The sequence below is a fragment of the Chlorobiota bacterium genome (assembly GCA_016700335.1).
In the GTDB taxonomy this organism is placed as follows: Bacteria; Bacteroidota; Ignavibacteria; order OLB7; family OLB7.
The window spans coordinates 3,114,169-3,136,679 of sequence record CP065014.1; the positions used below are offsets into that span (position 1 = coordinate 3,114,169).

10 protein-coding genes and 3 pseudogenes are annotated in these 22,511 nt (G+C 32.6%); 9 read left to right on the forward strand and 4 right to left on the reverse strand.

Annotated features, from left to right (window positions below; genetic code table 11):
- Positions 1-14: 14 nt before the first annotated feature.
- From IPP08_12585 to IPP08_12600, 4 genes are all read right to left on the reverse strand, one after another.
- Positions 15-983: a hypothetical protein gene (locus IPP08_12585; GenBank protein ID QQS66572.1), complete on the reverse strand. Its 969-nt coding sequence runs from the start codon at positions 981-983 to the stop codon at positions 15-17.
- A 99-nt stretch (positions 984-1,082) separates the two neighbouring features.
- Positions 1,083-1,700, reverse strand: coding sequence for a hypothetical protein (locus tag IPP08_12590; GenBank protein QQS66573.1), 618 nt, complete (start codon positions 1,698-1,700; stop codon positions 1,083-1,085).
- 24 nt (positions 1,701-1,724) lie between these two features.
- Entirely contained in the window at positions 1,725-2,630 is a 906-nt protein-coding gene (locus tag IPP08_12595; protein QQS66574.1) for a hypothetical protein, read from the reverse strand.
- 31 nt (positions 2,631-2,661) lie between these two features.
- Positions 2,662-3,474 carry a peptidoglycan-binding protein gene (locus IPP08_12600; protein QQS66575.1) on the reverse strand — a complete coding sequence of 271 codons (813 nt, stop codon included), beginning with the start codon at positions 3,472-3,474 and terminating at the stop codon, positions 2,662-2,664.
- 538 nt (positions 3,475-4,012) lie between these two features.
- Here IPP08_12600 and IPP08_12605 point away from each other — a divergent pair.
- The 9 genes and pseudogenes from IPP08_12605 to IPP08_12645 all read left to right on the forward strand — a co-directional run bounded on the left by IPP08_12605 (position 4,013) and on the right by IPP08_12645 (position 22,511).
- Positions 4,013-10,165 (forward strand): hypothetical protein, encoded by a 6,153-nt coding sequence (locus IPP08_12605; protein QQS66576.1) that lies wholly within the window; start codon positions 4,013-4,015, stop codon positions 10,163-10,165.
- Between the two features lie 29 nt (positions 10,166-10,194).
- Positions 10,195-10,719 carry a DinB family protein gene (locus IPP08_12610; GenBank protein QQS66577.1) on the forward strand — a complete coding sequence of 175 codons (525 nt, stop codon included), beginning with the start codon at positions 10,195-10,197 and terminating at the stop codon, positions 10,717-10,719.
- Positions 10,720-10,823: 104 nt separating this feature from the next.
- Positions 10,824-11,954, forward strand: a complete 1,131-nt coding sequence (locus IPP08_12615; protein QQS66578.1) for a tyrosine-type recombinase/integrase — start codon at positions 10,824-10,826, stop codon at positions 11,952-11,954.
- Positions 11,955-12,354: 400 nt separating this feature from the next.
- Positions 12,355-13,088 (forward strand): annotated as a pseudogene (locus IPP08_12620) (hypothetical protein).
- A 73-nt stretch (positions 13,089-13,161) separates the two neighbouring features.
- Positions 13,162-14,364: pseudogene (locus IPP08_12625) on the forward strand (DUF262 domain-containing protein).
- A 27-nt stretch (positions 14,365-14,391) separates the two neighbouring features.
- Complete coding sequence (bla, locus tag IPP08_12630; protein ID QQS66579.1) at positions 14,392-15,267, forward strand: class A beta-lactamase, subclass A2; 876 nt, start codon at positions 14,392-14,394, stop codon at positions 15,265-15,267.
- 191 nt (positions 15,268-15,458) lie between these two features.
- Positions 15,459-16,524 (forward strand): annotated as a pseudogene (locus IPP08_12635) (site-specific DNA-methyltransferase).
- Positions 16,502-17,347 carry a hypothetical protein gene (locus IPP08_12640; GenBank protein QQS66580.1) on the forward strand — a complete coding sequence of 282 codons (846 nt, stop codon included), beginning with the start codon at positions 16,502-16,504 and terminating at the stop codon, positions 17,345-17,347. The pseudogene IPP08_12635 and the gene IPP08_12640 overlap by 23 nt, the downstream one beginning before the upstream one ends.
- Before the next feature lie 802 nt (positions 17,348-18,149).
- A complete protein-coding gene (locus tag IPP08_12645; GenBank protein QQS66581.1) occupies positions 18,150-22,511 on the forward strand; it encodes a CusA/CzcA family heavy metal efflux RND transporter in 4,362 nt (1,453 codons plus the stop codon).

Consider the following 22,511-nt stretch of genomic DNA (forward strand, 5'->3'; position numbering starts at 1 on the left):
TATTTACTAGATTTCTACTTCTTTTTGATTTTATCTGAATTCTCAATTATTGATTTATCTGTTATTAATCCTTTATCTAATAGATAATTTTTAAAATAACCTTCTAATCCATTTTGCATTGTTAGAGATTTAATTCTTTTAGTAAGTTCGTCATAACTATTCTGATTAGGAATATCATGAATTTGAGAAGTTATAATATCCATTACTCTTGATTTTTTTCTAATTGCATATGAAAGCCATCCTATCAGAGTAGTAAGTAATGCTAAGCCAGCAATCAAGCTCCATATAATTTCTTTTGCATATTTAGTAAGAGTTCCTTCTTCTCTATGAGCTTTAATAAATGTTGAATCTAAAGTTCTATCGAACCTATTTAAAGATCTTGAAATCAAAGAATCAATAACTGATGTTGCTTTTGAATTTAATAAAGAATCTCTTATACTGGGTGCTGTTTCTTTTTCTAGTTTATTTAATATTCCTTCAAAAGTAGATGATATTGGATCAGTAATGCTTTCTCTAGTTATCTTCTCAAGATTTCTCGCAGTGTTTTCACCAGTTATTGAATTTATTATCGATTCAATTTTCGATTTAGTTTTGTTGCCTATTAGCTCGTCCATTAATTGTGCAATTTGAGCATCTGTTTTACTTCCTAACAATTCATTTTTTAGATCAAGTATCCAATTTTTAGTTGATTCACTTAATAAAGAATCCTTTAAGGATGTTCCTGTAGCTTTTGCATTACTATCTAATTTACTCATGATTACATCAATCAAAGCAGCAATCTTTTTTTTACTGTCATCATTAGTAAGAGTATCCCTTAGCCCCCTTACAAGACCACCTCCAGCTCTTTGCGTAATTGTATCAATCACATTTGGTGCAGAGTGAACTAAATCAGTTAAATCCCTTACCCAAGAAGAGCATCCACTTGAAGAAATGCTCAATACTGAAATTATTAATAAAAGTATAAAAAAAATTGACTTTTTCATTTCGCTTTACCAGAAAATTTTAATGATTACAAAGTGATTAAAGCTATTTTCAACTTTAAAAGATTATTCTTCAGATTCATTACTAACAATAGAAGCAACTTATTCTATCCTAACAATGTTATATTTTACTACATATCTATTTCTAAAGAAATATCTTATTCCAGCATTAAAATTTGAAAATCCGATATAAGTAAGTTTAAATTTACAATTATTATATATGAATATCTTTTGATTATTTAATGGAAGATTCAGAAATGATGGTGGATTGTTTCCAATTTCAATTTTAAAAGTAGCAACATTTTTATCAATATCTAAATTAATTAAATTGATTATAAATTTACCATTATCACATAAATTAGTAAAATAAGGCTTGTTGTTTACGAAACTTAAATACAATTCAAAATTACCTGTGTTCACACCACATTCAGTTTTTGGTTGAGCATATGCTGTATTTAATAAAAATGAAGATGATAAAATTGAGGTATTACTATGTGGTTGATTACCCCCTTCACTATTTAGATTTTGAAGATAAAAAAGATATAATCCTGTAATAGTTAGAGCAAACATTCCAACTGATAAAACTAATAATAATATGAACTTATATTTTTGGTTTTGCATTTCTTTAATCATAGGTAACATTTTGGGGATAATAAGGTAGAACAAAAAACCTACTATTCCAGCTACACCAGTACTGATAAAAATTGATGGAATTTCCATTGAATTAATAATTTTAAAATTATTTTATATATAATTGAATAAAGATTTAACAATTAAATCTGTAACCTCATCAGAAACCCAATAATCTTCATGCGAATCAATTACAACATCTCCGGTCTCAACAAAAACATCTTTAGGTAGAATAGTATCTTTAGGATAAAATTCCCCAACTTTATTATCTTTATTTCTATCAAAAATATTATTTAAAGGGAATGAAATTATATCCTCAGTATCACAAAAATTAAACCAAGTTCGATTAAATTCAATTGGTAAGTTTTTATCTATTAAAACAGGACTAATAAGATTATCGAAGTTTTTAGTCTCTTTTTGTATTAAGAAATTACCAGACTTTTTTTGATAAAGTTTTCCTTGTCTTAGCAAAAAAAGACTTATAGGAGAACCCATGGTAAAAAAATGACAAAATTTATTTTTATAATTATCTAGTATTTTAGAATCAGTTTCAGGAAATTCACCAGGATGGAGTAAAGTATCCTTTATAAAAAGTTTGAACAAATAATCAAAAGCAATAACTGAACCAAGTGAATGGGCAATAATACTATACTTATCATCAGGTTGCATTTTAAGAATTTCAGTACTAAGTGTTCTCCATACTTTAGATCGGATTCCATTGTCATTCTCCGCAGTGTAAGCAATTGAATCACCAACCCAAAAAGTTAGAAATTCCCTTAATTTTGGTATAACTTTAATTAATTGTAGAAGGGCAAAATTTTTATTTCCTTTTTTATCAAACATAGAATCAAAAATATCTTCTTCAACCTGCTCAACCACGTCATTCCAATAGATTCCAATTTTTTTCAAATTATCTTTTTTATCCTGTGGCAATTTATTAGAGATAATTTTAAACATAGATTCATAATCTTTTTGATTAGAACCACTTCCAATTCCATGTAAAAAAATTAAGTAATGCATTTAAATAAAAAAATAATAAGTCTATAAAAAATCAAATCAACTTATTGCCAGTTTTAAAAGTATTTTTAAAAATGGAGTAGCCATGACTGCCACCATTAACAAGTTTTCTTGCTTGTTTCAAATTCTTTTCTAAAATTGCTTGTCGAATAAGTTTTTCTTTATCTTTCAAAAAGTATGCAAGTAGTTTAGCTGCAACCGATGGGTTATTAGCTAAATCAGGTGATTCAATAAGTTGATTACCTAATCTTAATTTTAAACTGTAAAATGTATAATTTGCTCTTCCAGTTAGTTGGATAAATCCTCTTCCTTTAAAGCTAGCTCCATCTGGCTTGCCTTTGTTTCCAAGATCAGATCTATTATCATACAAATCAAAAGAATGACCTCTTGGGGATGAATTCCACCTAGATCTAAATTCACTTATCGGCTCAAAGCCCTCAGTTTCAGCTCTGATAGTTGCTAAAGCCATAAGAATCATATCCTTATCATCAAGTTTTAAATCTGCTAATGAATCAAGTACAAAAGGGAGATTTTTTCTGATATTAGAAATTGGTGTTGTTGGGAATAATTTTGAAACTATCTCTACAGAGAATTTATTTTTAAATGAAGTTGTATTTGGTTCTATAACTTCTTGAGGTGTGTTTGATAATTTTAGTTTGGCAATTGTTTCAATACCAACAATTCCATCTGGTAATAAATCTTCACTTTTTTGGAAGGCGATTACAGCAGCTTCAGTACCACCTCCAAAATTACCATCAATCTTACCAGGATTAAATCCTGAATTTAATAACTTTGTTTGTAATGTTACAACAAATGCTCCAGATGAACCCCTTTTTAGATATAACATATTCTAATTTATTTAAAATTAAGAACAGTTCTTTTTTGCTAGTATTGAATATCGAGGTACTTAAAATTTTTTATTTCTAATATTTTTAATAATTTAAATAGAGCTGGATTTATTTATAAAATTAAAGTGAAAACAATAATGTATAATTTACAAATTAATTTTATATGATATGATTAAATTTTATTCGAATTGATAGATTTTATGTTAATTTATCGTTTTATTGTTTTATTATAACATAAATGCTACTATTTTAATTATAAATTTAAGTTTCGTTTATTAAACAAAAAAACTAAGCTTAATAATTTAAGTTACTTGAATTTCTTATTATTTAAATTACTTATTGATAGTTCCAAATTTAAATCAACAACGTTCCAGAAATAATAATTTAAATATTTATTACTTTTCAAGCAATCATTTTATTAGGTTTGTAAAGACTTTTTTTGTGTAATAGAATATTTTTATTATTCGATCAATAATTTAAATCTTCTACTATGTAACTGTAATTTTTTTTCATTTAAAAAATTAATTAATCAGATCTATGGCACGCCTCAACATCAGCACTTTACGAAATTTCAGTTTTAACAAAAACGAAAAGAATTCTGCAAAAAAGATTTTGTTAACAGAAGATGATTCAGTTGAATATTCACGAAGACAAATGATAGGGATGTCTGGAGTTGCATTGGTTACTGCATACCCATTATTCAAAAGGTTTTCAGCAATTCTTGCCAATGATTTTAAAATAACATCTTCCAAGAATAGAGTTGCTTTGTTACTCAAAGGTCGCGAAAGGTTTGTTGTTGATGCTAAATATTTTTCAGGGAAACCAGAAGTAATTTTAAAGAACAATAATTCGCAAATATTAATAATATTAAAAAATGCTTTTTATCCTGGCACAAAATTAAGTGCTGATTTTAGTGCAATTATAAAACCAGGAATATTTGGAAGGACAATTTCGATTAAAATGTTAATTGGTGGATTTAAAGCTGAGGGAAATTTAGAAAATTGGCTCTTGGGTTATTCACCTCTTAATGGTGCTATGGAGCTTAATAATGTATTTTGTGAATTGAAAAAAGGGGTAGGATTATTATCAAAAGGTTTTGCACAAGCTGAATTTAATTCAGATTGGGGTATGTCAATTATTGGTAATAACATTGGTATGATTGCTGGATTAGGTTCAGATATTTTTACTAATAATATTGATGTATCTATTTTAAGTAAAGAATCAAAGAGTTTTGTTAATAACCCTTCAAACAAAAGAACTTTAATTTCGATTAAAAGAGGAGAAAATTTGTGGGGTATTGTACCAGTAGTTACGGATGATGATAATAAGTGGAATTTCCAAGCAAATAATGAAACTTTTGCTTTTATTGATATTGAAAGTGGAGAAAGTAAAATTGGGAATCAATACCATGTTGTAATTGCTCATTCAAAAGATAATAATTCAACTTTAAATGTTGTACCTCATTCTGCTCTAATTGGTGGGTTTGGTGCCGCTTTCAACTTACCTCTAAATAAACCACGTTACGCAATTACTTTTGATGAAGAAGGTGATAAACGAGTTTTGATTGCAGAATATGGAAGAGAATCTAAATGGCTTCACGCGGATAATTTATCGGTATTCTTAGGAAACTACCCTGAAGCTAATTACAATAGTAATGATAATGATAAAACTGATGATGTAATAGATTCATCTGCTATACCTAAAAATAATTTTGAAATTAAAAGTGTCAACGGTAAGTTAGATTCTGTTTACTGTGCTCCTGCTTTGAAAGGTACTTTTGTTCCAGTTCAAGATAGCACTGTTATTAGTGAACCAACTTTAACTCAAAATGAACAAAAGCTTTTATTTTCTGATGGTTATACTAAGAAATGGAAAAAAAGTCGTTCAAAAAATAATGTAATTGTAATAAATGATGAATTGCAAGCAGGTGATGATAAGCTTGTTTCATCAATTTTTCTTACAATGAATCCTAGAATTAGTTTGATTAGACCAGAAGATCTTGTTGCTTTGGATTTTGAGTTTGATAATTTTACTGTAAGTAATGGATTTGCAAAAAGAGGATCTGGCAGAGCTTACATGATTGTTCATTTCCAACCTCAGAATATTGCAGAAGAAGCTTTCTGGGAAACTGATCCGAATTTAATTTCAAAAGATAAAAATGGAAATACTATCCCTAATAACAATGGTAATGAAACATTAACTGGTCCTCCAGTTAAATCTCGTATATCAGGACCTAGTAGAATTGTTTTTCGTGTTCCTTCTAGTTTGGCAAATATAGAGTTGAACTTAGAAAATCTATTAAAACTATGCTCAACTCTTGAAATGAATACGGCTTCAACTGCCAAACCAAAATACGATTGGAAAATATTGAGTACTTTGGTAAGTACAGGTGTTATTTTTTCACAAAGGATATTAGATAAATCTGATAAAGAGAAAGAAAATGAATTTTCAACAGTTAAAGTAGGGTCTGAAAGTATTGGTACAAAAGCAATAGGAGATGTAAATTTGGATGGTAGTAAAGGGGTGCGAAGTAAATTATTTCAATATAGGTCTGAAATGATGCAAACTCCAAAAAATGTTATTTCTAGTGGAACTGTTTCAAATAAATTTGGTACTGGAAAGCAATTCAATTCAGATTCAGGTATTGACTTAAGTAAAATTAATTCAGAAAAATTTAAATATAAAGTTTTCGATGATTGGGGAGATTCATCTGAAAATGAAACACCAATACCCTACAAACCTACTGGAACAGAAACTGCAATTGAAGCTCCTTATAGGCTAATAATATCCCCGAGTAGGCAAAGCGGTTGGGCACATGCACCATTACCAGTGGCAAGTAAATCTGGTGGGAAAATTGAACTTTGGCACACCAGACTTGGAAGGAGATTCTATAATGACGAATCCAAAACATATTATACAAGTGAAGAATATGATGAAATTATTCGTGCTATTTGGTCGCCTGACTATGATTTCAGCATAAACAAAAATCATTATAATTCGAATAACAAAGGGCTCACTCCTGGAACACCTTTTAGGATGAGTTTAGATGATTTGGATAGGTGTAATATTGTAGAACTTACTTCAAATTATAGAATTGCAAAACTAGCAAAACTTAAAGAGCCAGCCCCTGTAAATGTTAAATCCTTGATGTTATCCTCATTAGGAGCTTGGTTGGATTTCAAGGGTGATTGGAATTTAGATAAATATGTTGATGCTCAACCTAAGCTTTCTGTTCAACAATGGCAACATAGAGGGACTATGGGAAGAGACCATTATGTAAAAGTAGTTTATGCTGGTTACCTTTTTCCATTTGGACATAAAGCTTCTTTAGTTAAAGTCACTGAAAGAAAATTTCATAATGATGTACCGGGGAATGTTGCGTATTTAAGACAAAGGATGTTTTTGATTGTTAGGGAAAAAGTGAGAACTTATAATGCAGAAGTAACTAGAGTACATGAAGAAAGTGGTAATGTTAGGGCTGATTTTGAAATGCCATTGAAAAGAGTTGAGATAATGACTGCTGTTACTCCAAACCTTGATAAACCAGAGGGACATGATATTAACAGCTTTTCTCAATCTGGATTTTGGCCTTATGTAGCAGGTAAGCCATTTATTTTCCAAATTAACGCTGAAGATATTGGAGGTACTGTTGTTGAGCTCAATATGCCTTTAGTGTTTGTCGAGAATAACATTAATGCTGATTCATCAAAATTAAATAAAATTGTAGAAGAATATAATAAAGATGACAATTCAACAAAAGCTCTAGTAGAAGTTAGTACGGGTGGAAAAACTATAATGTTTGCCCCAAGTGCTAAAACTGGAGATACATCTTTTGAAACACAAAAAATAAGGTTTGCTGGTTACTCAGTATCGAGAAGAGATAATTTTTCTAATTTTCATCCAATTGTAAAAAGAACAGCTATCATTGTCCCAGCAATGAAAGGGATTACGGGGAACACCACACCAATAAATGTAGGTTTTGAGAAAATATTTGCTCAAAGTGGATTTGATGGATCTTCAAATAAAGGTGAAGTTTTTTTAAAAGCTCTTTCTAAAAATGTCCTAAATTTTAGCGATGTTGGTGATAGAGCTGGAGCTTTTGCAAAACCAAATATTGATGTTAAAGGGTTATCTAGAGTAATGGGTCCTATTGGCTCTAAAAATGGCGACTTGTCTTCAATTGCTGGTGGAAACTTTGATCCTAAATCTCACTTTGCTGGATTAATGGATAGTTTTTCCCCAAAATTGTTTGGAGTTTTTGATTTATGGGATATATTATCTGCTGTTGGTCTTGATGTTAGAGAAGCAGTTCCAAAGCTATTAGGTGGAATGACAGAAAATGTTGAAGGAATGGTAAATAATTTCAAAACTCTTTTTGAAATTGCTCAATTCGTTCTTGACTTAGCAACTAATGATCCAATGGGCAAGGGTGGTGATCCAATAAATGAAGGATATTCAAAGGCTGCTGAAGTATTTAAAAAAGCATTTGATGCAGCTAGCACTCAATTCACATCAGTAATAAATGGATTAGTAAATAAGTTAAAAGATCAAATCCAAGCAGTTCTAAACAAACAGATAAATAATTTAATTAGTTCTGCTAAACAGAAATTTGAAAATGAAGTTTCTTCATTATCAAATACTATTCAAAATTCTATTAAAAGTAAAACTGATCCAATTAAGAACAGTTTAATTTCTATTGAAAATAGTATTAATTCAATTATAAGCGATGTTCAAACAATTTCTGGAACCTCAAATTTTGAATCGCTTGATTTAATTCCAATGATTAACCATGTAAATGGTTTGAGTGGAAATATACTTGGATTAATCGGGTCTGTTAACTCTGTTGGAGAAATCCCTTCTTCTGCTAGGAATTTGATAATTACTCCATTAAGTACAATTGAAAATGTTATTGGTGATGTTGAGAGTATTTTAAAATATGCAAGTGATGTAGTAAATTCATTTAAAATAAAACCTCAAATTGAAAAAGTTAAAGATGATGTAAATTCTGTTTATTCAGATGTACAATCCCTTTTCAATGAGATCAAAACAAAAGTTCAACAACCAAATTCAGAATTCACAGATTTTTTAAATTTCAATTTAAATCCACTTAAAAATCATCTTGGAGATTTAAAAACTGATTTAAATGGACTTTGTAATAAAATTGATGCAATATTTATTATTCCTGGACCTGTCCGCCAAGGAATAATTAAGCCAATAAGTGATATTGAAGTTCTTATTGGTGGGGCTACAACTGGAATTCAGACTGTTCAACAAGTTGTTGATAATTTAAAAGGAATTATTAAAGCTTTCGGTTGTATAAAATCCATTTTCAATGATACTAAAAAGATTATTGATGAATTTACAGCTATATTTTCTTCTGGTGACCCACTAACTCATAGCTTCGATCCATTAGAAAATGCTCTTAATGCTTTATCTACTCATATTAAAGAATTAGGATCTGATATAAATTTAATAACTTTAATTCCTTCACCTCAAAGAAATTCTATTTCAAATGCTTTAGGAGAAGTTGCGAATATTGTGGATAAAGTTGAAACTGTTATTGATTGGTTGGATAAGTTAAGAGACTTTATTGATGGACTTAGAAATGGTGGGGAAATTAGAATTTCACTTGAATGGAAACCAGAACTAAAAAGTTTCCCTTCTAGTAAACCAATATTTATTGCTAGTAATAAATCTAAAAAAGCTACCTTCACAATTGGTGTTTATATGAAGGCAAAGCTAACAGGGGGAAGTGCTCCAGAAATAAATGGAAGTGCTTCTTTACAAAATTTCACTATTGCTATTTTACCACAATTAGCAACTCTAATTGAACTTCATTTTAATAAAATTGAATTTAAAATGGGGACAAGTGGTAAACCAGATATTGTATGTGATTTTGATGAAATCAAATTTGTTGGTCCGTTATCATTTATTGAAACCTTAAAAAATTTAATTCCACTTGATGGATTTAGTGATCCGCCTGCTTTAGATGTTTCGCTTGAAGGAATTAAAGCAAGTTTCTCTATTGCTTTACCAAATGTGGCTGTTGGGGTATTCTCTTTAACAAATATGGCCCTAGGAGCATTCTTAAATGTTCCATTTATAGGACCTCCATTATCTTTTGGATTTAATTTCTGTACAAGGGAAAATCCATTCTGTATGACTGTATGGATTATTGGAGGAGGAGGATTCTTTGGAATAGTTCTTACACCAAAAGGAATGCAAAAGATTGAAATGGCTCTTGAGGCTGGGGCTAAGGTGGGGCTTGACTTTGGTGTTGCTTCTGGTAGTGTTGAAATAATGCTTGGTATTTATTTTAGTTTAGAAAGGATTGTTCAAAAAATAGATGGGAAAGACGAAGAGGTTACAAAAACCACACTTGAAGGTTACTTAAGAATCTGTGGAAGATTAAGTGTACTTGGCTTGATTAAAGCTACAATTACTCTAAAACTTTCAATGACTTATGAATTTGAATCAGGTAAATTAATTGGAAGAGCTGAGCTAGAAATTGAAGTAGAAGTATTTTTCTTTAGCTTTAGTGTAACTTTAAGTTATGAAAGAAAATTTGCTGGTTCTAATGGAGATCCTTCATTTAAAGAGCTAATGGCACCATATTCATTTACAGATGCTAGTAATGGTGAAAGTATAAATGTTAAACCTTGGGAAGAATATTGTATGTCTTTTGCTTAGTATTTATAATTATCTTAATATAATATTGCATGAAAAAATCAGACTTAATTGTACTGCCAGATTACTTTGATAGGTATATAAATCTTGTTGATGATGTAGATATAAATTTAGCTTTAGAAAAATTCGGTGAAAATTTAATATTAAATGAAAAAAAGTTTTTGATTGAAATTGGAAACAAAATTTATCAAGATGATAAATGGAGTATCAAAGATATTTTACAACATATTATTGACACTGAAAGAATATTTACTTATCGTGCTTTGAGTTTTGCAAGAAAAGATAAAACTTCACTTCCATCATTTAATGAAAATAATTTTGCCAAATATGCTAATGCAAATAATAGAGAATTAGATGATTTAATTCATGAATTTAAATGTGTAAGGGATTCATCAATTCAATTATTTAAAAGTTTTAATGATGAGAATTTATTGGAGATAGGGATTAGTTTTAATAAAGAAATTTCTGTATTAGCAATTGGATTTACCATGGTTGGTCATTTATTGCATCATTTAAATATAATTAAAGAAAGATATTATCCATTAATAAATTTGTGAAATAAAATACATTCAAGATTTATTAGGGCATAAAATTGGACGAGTTGCAGGTGAAGAAGGTTTTTTAGATTCGGTTTCAATGCATTTAACATATTCGCTTTTATATGAAAAAAGATATCACAGAAATTGTATTAGACACAGTAAAACATAAAGGAAAACAAATTCTCCTTTTAAAATTTCCTTACAACAGTAAATTGATTGAGTTGACTAAACAGTTGACTGAAGCAAAATGGAGCAACACTCATAAAGCTTGGTATACCTCCTACTCTATTGATGTATTGCATCAGGTGAAAAATTTATTTGCAGGTATTGCTGTTATTGATGCGCAACCGTTAAAAGATAAGATCAACACTTTTAAAAATAGCAGTGCATCTGTCAAAGCAAATGTGCTTTCTGAAGAATTGTTACAACAAATAGAAAAATTTAAAAACTGGATGCTCTCGCGGAGATATAGTAATAATACTATTGGGACTTATTCGGAGGCATTGGTAATATTTTTAAAATTCTATTCTAAAAAAGCGTTGGCTGAAATCACAAACGATGATATTATAACGTTTAACAAAGAATATATATTGAAGTATAAGTTTTCATCATCGTATCAAAATCAGGTGGTGAATGCTGTGAAATTGTTTTTCAGGTCGGTACACAATGTTAGCATTAATGTAGACCTTATTCACCGACCAAAGCGGTCGCATCCTTTGCCAAATGTATTGAGCAAGGAAGATGTAAAAAAAATATTGGAGGTACATACCAATTTTAAACATAGGGTGATGTTAAGTTTAATTTACGCTTGTGGATTACGAAGAAGTGAGCTTTTGAATTTAAAGGCAAATGATATAGATAGTGATCGTGGATTATTGTTTATTAAACAAGCCAAAGGCAAAAAAGACCGCATGGTTCCGCTATCAGTTAAAACTATTCAACTATTGAGGGAATATTATAAAATATATAAGCCTGAGGTTTGGTTTTTTGAAGGTCAAACAAAGGGGGTAAAATACAGTGCAGAGAGTTTGCAGAGTGTTTTGAAACAAGCTTTGACAAAAGCCAAGATTACAAAGCCAGCAACATTGCATTGGTTGCGACATAGTTATGCCACACATTTGTTGGAGTCGGGAACCGATTTGCGTTATATACAAGAATTGTTGGGTCATAAAAGCAGCAGAACAACAGAAATATATACACATGTATCAATCAAAAGCATTCAGAATATTAAATCCCCTTTTGATTATTTATGACAATAATGACTTATATTTGGTATAACAAAGAATGTGACAAAACTACACATAGTCAACAAATAGCTGTTTGGATTATGTAGGTTTATCAAGCATATAAAAGCGCCCGCAGGGAAACCCGGCCCTGCCTTGCAAAAATTTAATTTTTAAAATTTAAAATTTAAAACTTTATAACCCCAAAAAAATAACAAAATTAATAGTCCCTTCCTTCCCCTACCCAAATAAAGTTTGTTTTTTCTTCTAAACTTTGGGGTTTTTTTCCCATTTTTTAAACTTATTACATGATAAAAATTTTTTTTTTTTTTTTTTTATGCAAAGTGTTTTTTTTTTTTTTTTTTTTTTTTTTTTTTTTTAGAAACTTGGACTTAAAAAACTAATCGCAACTTGTTACAAAAATCAAGATATGGACTTGTTTAGCGAACACAAATCTGAACAGGCAATTTATTTGGTTTATGAAGGCGACAAGAATGATAACAAAGTTCCAGACCCAAATGAAATTGGTGTACAGAAATTAAAAGGTGATGGAGATTTTAGAAGTAAGGAATGTATTGACCTTTTAAAACAAGCCGACATTGTTGTAACAAATCCACCATTTTCACTTTTCCGTGAATATGTTGCTCAACTAATTGAATATGACAAAAAATTTTTAATTGTTGGACACCAAAACGCAATTTCATACAAAGAAATTTTCAAACTAATTAAGGAAGATAAAATGTGGTTAGGCTATGGGTTCAAAGGTGGTGCAGCCCACTTTATAAATAATCACTATGAAGACTATGCCTCGGCAGGAGACCACAAAGAAGGAATGATAAGAGTTTCAGGTGTGCATTGGTTTACAAACCTTGACATAAACAAACGACACGAAGATTTAATTCTTTATAAAAATATACACCAGAAGAATATCCATTTTACGATAACTACGATGCAATTAATGTTGATAAAACTAAAGATATTCCTATGGATTTCAAGGGTGCAATGGGCGTGCCAATTACATTTTTAGACAAATATAATCCTGACCAATTTGAAATTGAAACACTTGGTATTGGTGAAGAAAATTTTACGCCAAATAAACGTTATGAAAAATTTAGAGACCCGATTACTAAATTGCAATTCGATAAAAGGTTTTACTATATGTAAGAGACACAATGGTAAAAATCTCTGAAGATGTCGTTTATGCAAGAATTTATAATTAAAAATAAAAAGTAAAATAATGAAAATAGAACTAAAAGAAATAACAATCAGAGACCTAACTAATGGGTATCAAGACAACAACGAAAATGGAGTTGTTGGGTTTGGTGGTAAAGTTAGATATTCGACCACCTTATCAACGAGAATTTATTTACAAAGACAAAGAAAGAGATGCTGTAATCAACACAATTACAAAAAATTTCCCTTTAAATGTTATGTATTGGGCAGTTCGTGAAGACGGAACATTTGAAGTCATAGACGGACAACAAAGAACAATTTCAATTTGCCAATATGTGGACGGAGATTTTCAATTCATGGATCAGCATTTTCACAATTTAAAAGACAAGCAAGAACAAATATTAAACTACAAATTAATGGTTTATTTTTGCTGAGGAACAGAAAGTGAAAAATTAGATTGGTTTGAGACAATAAATATTGCTGGCAAAGTTTTAACTCCACAAGAGTTAAAAAACGCTGTTTATTCAGGCTCTTGGGTTTCTGATGCTAAACGATATTTTTCAAAAAATAGCAGACCAAAAATTGGTGATGAATATTTAACAGGTTCAGCAAACAGACAAGAATATCTTGAAACTGCGATTGATTGGATTTCTAAAAGCAGTATTAAAGATTATATGTCAAAGAACCAACACGACCCAAACGCAAATGAATTTTGGCTTTATTTTCAAGCTGTTATAAATTGGGTAAAAGCAACTTTCCCAAAACAATCGCAAAAAGTAAATGAAAGGTATAAAATGGGGTTTTCTTTACAATGACTATAAAACCCAAAAATTTGACCCGAAAAAACTTGAAGATGAAATAACAACTTTGATGTTAGACGAAGATGTAGAGAATAAAAAAGGAATTTACGCCTACATTTTGACAAGAGAAGAAAGATTTTTAGGTATTCGGCAAAAAAGGAATTTGCCCTGTATGCACAGAACATTATGAAATTGAAGGAATGGAAGGCGACCACATAACACCCTGGCACTTAGGCGGAAAGACAACTGCGGACAATTGCCAAATGTTATGCAAAGACGACAACAGAGAAAATCAGGAAAATAACACCGAACGGCTAACAACGTGTATAAAACATTTGGCAGTCAGTGGTTTATCAAGCGTTTCAGCTCGTATCAAAAGTAGTTGTAACTTGAAAGGAAATCGCTTCGAAATGCCAAACGTTTCATACACGCAACCGTTGGTGGCAATTTTACAAACCGACAACTAAAACAAACAGACTATAGTAAACTTTTTTATGACAAAATTCTTCCTACTAATTTTTGTGACAGTTTCTTACACCCAAACTTTTGGACAAACTGACCTTCGACAAAAAATTGAGCAAATTATATCAACAAAAAAAGCCGATGTTGGAGTTTCAATCTTGAATTTAGAAAATGGGGACACTTTGAGCTTTAATGGAAACAAACACTATCCAATGATTAGTGCTTTTAAATTTCATATTGCTCTAACTGTTTTGGATAAAGTTGATAAAGGAGAACTTTCATTAAACCAAAAACTTTTTATCAAAAAAAGTGAATTACTAGAAAATACTTGGAGTCCATTCAGAGAGAAATATCCAAACGGAGATGTTTCAATTACTCTCAAAGAGGCTTTACAATGGACAATTTCGGTAAGTGACAATAATTTATGTGATATATTAATTCGACTAGTTGGAGGTGTTAAAACAGTTGACAAATTTATAAACAGTGCTGATTTCATAATTAAAAATGACGAAGAAGGAATGCACCAAAATTGGGACGCACAATTTTTGAACACAACGACACCGAACTTTTCGAATCAACTATTAAAACGTTTTCTTGAAAACAAACTATTGACAAAGAAATCTACAAAATTTCTATATAAAACAATGGTATCAACTTCGGTTGGACAAAATAGAATTAAAGCAAAATTACCGACAAATACTGAGGTTGCTCATAGAACAGGTAGTTCTTTTACAAACGATGCAGGACTAACAGGAGCAATAAATGATATTGGAATTGTGAAACTTCCTAATGGGAAGTATCTTATTATTTCAATCTTTGTTCATAACACGACCGAAAAATTTAAAGATGGAGAGGAAATAATCGCAGACATAACTAAAGCAACTTGGGACAACTACACGACAAAATAAAAACTGCCACCAACATCGGTTTGGCAATATGGCGGCTGACATAATTCTAATGAACATTTGTACAAAAACAAACATTTGGAACTTTTATGAACTTCAGTGCTAAATATCCGCCACATCGCCAAGCCGAGAACCGTTATATGCCATTTTAAGACGACACACAGACAACCCAAAATAATGACTAAATTTGTAAAATGACAGAAGACTTTGAAATAAATGAATACATTGAATCGGAAGACAAACTGCCTCTATTTTTAACAGGGGACAGTTTAATAGTCTTAAAATCATTCCCATCAAATTCAATTGACTGTATAATAACTAGTCCACCATATTGGGGACAAAGAGATTATTCAAATGGCGGAATTGGACTTGAAGACAAGCCCGAAATATTTATTGAAAACCTACTTGAAATTATAAAAGAATTGTATCGTGTAGTTAAGCCAACGGGTTCATTTTGGCTTAACATTGGCGACACTTATGGCAATAAATCACTTCAAGGAATTCCTTGGCGAGTAGCCATTAAAATGATGGACGAGCAAAAATGGATTTTAAGGAATAGTATTATTTGGAATAAACATAAAGGTGGACTTCACAGCAGTAATGACAGATTAAGAAATGTACACGAAAACTTCTTCCATTTTGTTAAGAAAGCAAAAGGTTATTATTACGATGCCAATTCAATAAGAACAAAACCAAGAGAAGCATCAGTAAAAAATGGTTCTGTTGTTTCTGCAACAGGCGTAACAGGAATAAGGTATAAAAGACAAATTGAATTATCAACTTCTCTTTCTGAAATAGAAAAGGCAAATGCATTAGCACAATTAAATAAAGTATTGGAAAAGAATTAGTCAAGGTGAAATCTCTGACTTTAGGATGATAATTAGAAATCAACAAAGAACAACACATTCCGACTCTGCCAATGTATCAGGACGAGCAAAGGAACTAAATGAAAAAGGTTTTTATTTTTTAATGTACAATCCCAATGGAACACTGCCTTGTGATGTTTGGGATATTATACCCGAAGACACACAAAAAAGGGAAAAACACTTTGCAGCATTTCCAGAAGACTTATGTAGAATTCCTATAATGGCAACTTGTCCGAATGACGGAATTGTACTTGACCCATTTTGTGGAACAGGAACAGCAAATAAAGTAGCTCTTCATTTCAATAGAAAATCTATTGGAATTGATTTATCACAAGAATATATTGAATTAGCTCAAAACAGAATAGGCATTTATGAACTCAACGAAACTCTCTGAACTTTTTACAATATCAACTAATGCTGAAGGGCAGAATTGGAATAATATTGTAACCAATCAACAATGTGCATTTCTAAACAGGAAGTGTATTAAATCAAGAAAAAGTCAACCTGAAATTTCAATCGGAACTTGTACAGTTAAGTACGGTAAAAACGATGTTATTATTTGTCCGCACAGACTTTTAGAAAATCGAAAAATATTTATTGATTGCATTCATCTATTAACATTACACGAGCCAGGCAATGACTTGCACGTAATTTCCGAAGTTTCAATACCAGGCGGTAGTATTGACTATATATTGGTTTCAGCCAAAGACAATAAAGTAAAAGACTTTGTCGGTATTGAATTACAAACGCTTGATACCACAGGAACAGTTTGGCCAGAAAGACAACGGTTTTTAAAATCACTAAATATTCCTGTTGCAGACAGCGATTCAGATTCAGGAAAACCTTATGGAATGAATTGGAAAATGACAGCAAAAACAATTCTTGTTCAACTTCATCATAAGATTGAAACATTTGAGCATTTAAGCAAGCATTTAGTTCTTGTTGTCCAAGACTGTTTGTTAGACTATATGCAAAAAGAATTTTCTTTTTCTCACATTTCAAAGACTGCAAAAATTGGAGATTCAATGCACTTTCATTCTTACCAACTAAAAGGCAAAGACAATGGCTACCATCTAAGTTTATATGAACGTATGAGTACAGACAGTGCTGGAATATCTAAATGTATGGGTTTACAAGCGGAAGCCAATATTGAACTGGACATCATCTTAAAAACATTGGAATCAAAAATTAGCGTAAATACTCTATTGAAAATTTGATGCGACAAAGAAAAACGGCATATAACAGCACCTACAAGAAATTGGCGGTTCAGTGGTTTAATGAAGCTTTGTGCTTCGTATCAAGTTCAGTGCTGGCAGACAGTTTTCGTCTCCGAAATCGCCAACTTCTTGTAGCTGCAAAACGTTATCAGCAACCCTAAAACCCGACAGTGCGACCATTAACCGACAGACATAAACCGACCGACAATGCAATTTTCGGCAAAGCCGTTTGGCTATCCCTTCGCAAAATAAAAAGAGCTGCAAAGCCACCCACAAGCCGACCCGCTTTTGCAGCACATTTTATTTTGCCCTGCCGCACCCCTACTAACCGACAATTTTCAGCACAACCGACAGTATTTTTCCCTATATTTGCCCCGTGAAACAAGTTTTGACACTCATATTCAGTTTTTACATTTTGGCTTTGTCCTGTATGCCGTGCAGCGACAAGGACGACTGTAATTATATGAGTGTCGACCAATCAACATTTGCCACTACCGACCACTCAGACCACGAAAGCGACACCGAGAATTGCTCACCTTTTTGTATGTGTGCTTGCTGCGGACAATCTTGCAGTTTTACACACTTTCAAGCCGACTTATCGCAAAATTTCCCGACAGTAGCCCAAAAGGTTAGTGCTTATAAGGCATTCTTTTCTTCCGAAGTATATTTTTCCATTTGGCAACCGCCAAAAATCAGTTAATGAATTTCTGATGTTCCGCTTTCAGCGGAACAAAACAAAACTACTTGCAGTGCTAACGCACCGCAAGTAATCCTGTATTCATTCATTAAACTGATAAAAAAAATGTTAGACAAAATAATTGCGTTCAGCATAAAAAATAAATTCATCATTGCACTGATGACACTTGCACTCATTGTTTGGGGAGTGTGGAGTGCAACTAAACTGCCTATTGATGCAGTTCCCGACATCACCAACAATCAAGTGCAAATCATTACGGTTTGCCCAACCCTTGCAGGACAAGAGGTTGAACAGTTGGTAACTTACCCAATAGAACAAAGCATTGCCAACCTTCCCGACTTAGAAGAACTGCGGAGCATTTCCCGTTTCGGACTTTCGGTAATTACCGTTGTGTTTGACGATAAAGTGGACATCTACTTTGCCCGACAACTGATTAACGAACGACTGAAAGAAGCGGAAACCAAAATCCCAAAAGGTGTTGGCACACCCGAATTAGCACCTGTTAGCACAGGTTTGGGCGAAGTATATCAATACATCATTCACCCCAAAAAAGGTAGCGAAAGTAAATATACCGCAATGGATTTGCGAACAATGCAAGACTGGATTGTTGCCCGACAGCTTTACGGAACAGCAGGAATTGCAGAGGTAAACAGTTTTGGCGGACAAATGAAACAATATGAAGTTGCGGTAAATCCCGACCGACTTATTGCAATGGGAATAACCATTCCCGAAATTTTTGTTGCTTTAGAAAAGAACAACGAAAACACGGGTGGGGCATACATTGACAAAAAACCAAATGCTTATTTCATTCGTGGTGTGGGCTTAATCGGTTCGTTTGACGACATCAAAAACATTGTGGTAAAAACAAATCCTAACGGTATTCCTATTTTAATAAAAGATGTTGCCGAAGTGCAGTTTGGTAGTGCAGTCCGTTACGGTGCTATGACCTACAACGGTGAAGTAGATGCAGTAGGTGGAGTTGTAATGATGCTGAAAGGTGCGAATAGTGCCGATGTGGTTAGTCGTATCAAAGATAAAATGGCAACCATTCAAAAATCATTGCCTAAAGACATAGTAATAGAACCTTTCTTAGATAGAACGGATTTAGTAAACAGAGCAATCAGCACCGTAGAAAAAAACGTGATTGAAGGTGCTTTAATAGTAATATTCGTATTGGTTTTATTTCTTGGAAATCTTCGAGCAGGTTTGATTGTAGCTTCTGCCATTCCTTTATCAATGCTTTTTGCATTGGGCTTGATGAATGTATTTGGAGTAAGTGCAAACCTTATGAGTTTGGGAGCAATTGACTTTGGTTTAATTGTGGACGGTGCAGTAATTATTGTAGAAGCCACTTTACACCATTTAGGTATGCGAAAAGCAATAGGCAAATTATCGCAACAAGAAATGGACGAGGAGGTTTTTCAATCTGCATCTAAGATTAGAAGCAGTGCAGCCTTTGGAGAAATCATTATTCTTATTGTTTACATTCCTATCCTTACATTAGTTGGCATTGAAGGCAAAATGTTCAGCCCAATGGCTCAAACCGTTGGTTTCGCCATTTTTGGGGCATTGATTTTATCGCTTACATACATTCCAATGATGTGTGCAGCGTTTTTACCCAAAACCATTTCGCACAAACAGACACTTAGCGATAGAATGATGAATTTTTTTCAACGTATTTATGCACCACTTTTAGAAAAAGCAATCCGTTTCAAAAAAATAATAGTGGGTGCAACCGTTGCAGTATTTGTTGTTTCCGTGTTTCTTTTTTCAAAAATGGGCGGTGAGTTTATCCCCACCTTACAGGAAGGCGACTTTGCTTTTCATTGCATATTACCACAAGGCACATCACTTTCGCAAAGTTTGGAAACTTCTATGCAAGCATCCCGACTAATCAAAGAATTTGACGAAGTAAAAATGGTAGTAGGTAAAACAGGAAGTGCCGAAGTGCCAACCGACCCAATGCCACCAGAAGCCACCGATATGATGATAATTTTAAAATCGCCAAGCGAATGGAAAAGAGATATTTCTTATGATGAATTGGCAGAAGAAATAGAAAAAAAATTAAGCACTATCCCAGGCGTTTTCTTTGAAAAAAACCAACCCATACAAATGAGGTTCAACGAACTAATGACAGGTATTCGCCAAGATGTAGCCATAAAAATTTTCGGTGAAAATATGGACACACTTTTAAACTATGCAAACAAGGTAAACGCAATTGTAGCAAGTGTAGAAGGAGCAACCGAACCAAGCGTTGAACGAGTTGCAGGATTGCCGCAAATCGTAATTAAATACAACCGTTCTCAAATTGCCAATTATGGTTTAAACATTGAGGACATCAATCACATTGTAAGCACCGCCTTTGCAGGTGGCAATGCAGGAGTTGTTTTTGAAAACGAACGCAAATTTGATTTAGTGGTTAGGCTTGACAGCACACACCGAAACAACATTGACGATGTAAGTCATTTATATATCCCAACTACCAACGGAACACAAATTCCACTTTCACAAGTTGCCGAAATAAAAATGGAATTAGGTCCTGCACAAATAAGCCGAGAAGATGGTAAACGTAGAATAGTTGTGGGTTTCAATATCAAAGGAAGAGATGTAGCAAGTGTTGTAAGCGACATTCAAAAAGAGCTGAATGAAAAAGTAAAATTGCCCGAAGGATATTATTACACCTATGGAGGAACATTTGAAAATTTGCAAGCAGCAAGCAAACGCCTGATGATTGCATTACCCGTGGCATTGGCACTTATTTTTATGTTACTCTATTTCACGTTTAGTTCAGTAAAGCAAGCAGCCTTAATTTATACCGCTATTCCAATGAGTGCAATAGGTGGGGTTTTCGCTTTACTCATTCGTGATATGCCTTTTAGTATTTCGGCAGGTATTGGTTTTATTGCCCTGTTCGGTGTAGCAGTCTTAAACGGCATTGTGCTGATTGGAACTTTCAACCAATTGGAAAAAGACGGAATGACTGACATTCTACAACGCATAAAGGAAGGAACAAAAATTCGTCTGCGACCCGTGTTAATGACCGCCACAGTTGCATCCTTAGGATTTTTGCCAATGGCACTTTCTCACGGTGCAGGGGCAGAAGTTCAAAAACCTTTGGCAACCGTTGTAATCGGAGGATTGATTACCGCAACTTTCCTTACACTTTTTGTTTTGCCTTTGCTGTATGTTATATTTTCATCTAAAAGAAAAAGAAAAATCAATATTTCAACGGCAAGCATTTTAGTTTTTGCCTTGCTTTCTTTTAATGTTGCCAATGCACAATCACCAACAACAAAGGGTATTTCCGTTGATGATGCTATAACCACAGCATTGAAAAATAATTTGGAATTGCAATCGAAACAATTCAATGTGCAATCTTCCACCATCTTGAAAAAATCAGTGTTTGAATTGCCTAAAACAAATGTCAATTTCCAGTTTGGGCAATACAATAGCATCAATCAGGACAAGGCATTTCAAGTTTCGCAAAGTATTCCGTTCCCTACTTATTATACTGCAAAATCAGGCTTGTATAAAGCCGAATTGCAAAGTAGTGAATTGCAACAACAAGCCACTGCCAACGAAATAAAAGCACAGGTGCAATACTGGTTTTATCAGTTGCAGTATTTGCAAACGACCAATAAGCAATTGCAATCTTTAGACAGTTTGTATAACGATTTTGTGAGTGCTGCCACCTTACGATACAAAACAGGCGAAACAAATTTATTGGAAAAAACCACAGCCGAAACAAAGCGAGGACAACTTTCTCTTTTGCTTAAACAAAACGAAACCGATTATACCACGGCTTACAATTCGTTGAAAACGCTAATGAATACAAGCGAAGATTTTGCAATTAATGATAGCGAAAATTTTCAACCGCTTGCAATTTCCAATTCGTTGGACACAACACTTATAACAAATAACCCATCGTTAAAGTTGCTGTATCAGCAAGCGGTAATTGCCGAGCAAAATAAGAAAGTCGAAACTGCATCCACTTTACCCGATTTTAATGTCGGCTATTTCAACCAGTCCCTAATCGGAGTGCAAAGCATCAATGGAGCAGATGTAAATTTTGACGGTAGCAAACGCTTTCAGGGTTTTAATGTAGGTATCAGTATTCCTATTACATTTTTCAGCAACGCTTCAAAAATAAAATCGCTTGACTATAAACAACAGGCATTGCAAAAAGAAGCCGACAACGGAAAACTGATTTTACAAACCCAATTGCAAAATGCTTTTCAGCAATACAATCAAAATTTGTCGCAATACAACTACTACAAATCAACTGCCTTGCCTAATGCCGAAATAATTATCAGCACCGCAAAAGTGGGTTTTAAAAGTGGCGACATTGGTTACATTGAGTATTTACAAGCATTGCAAACCGCTACCGATGTGCAGTTAAATTATCTGCAATCCATCAATCAAATCAATCAATCCATCATCAACATTAATTTCTTAATCAACAAATAA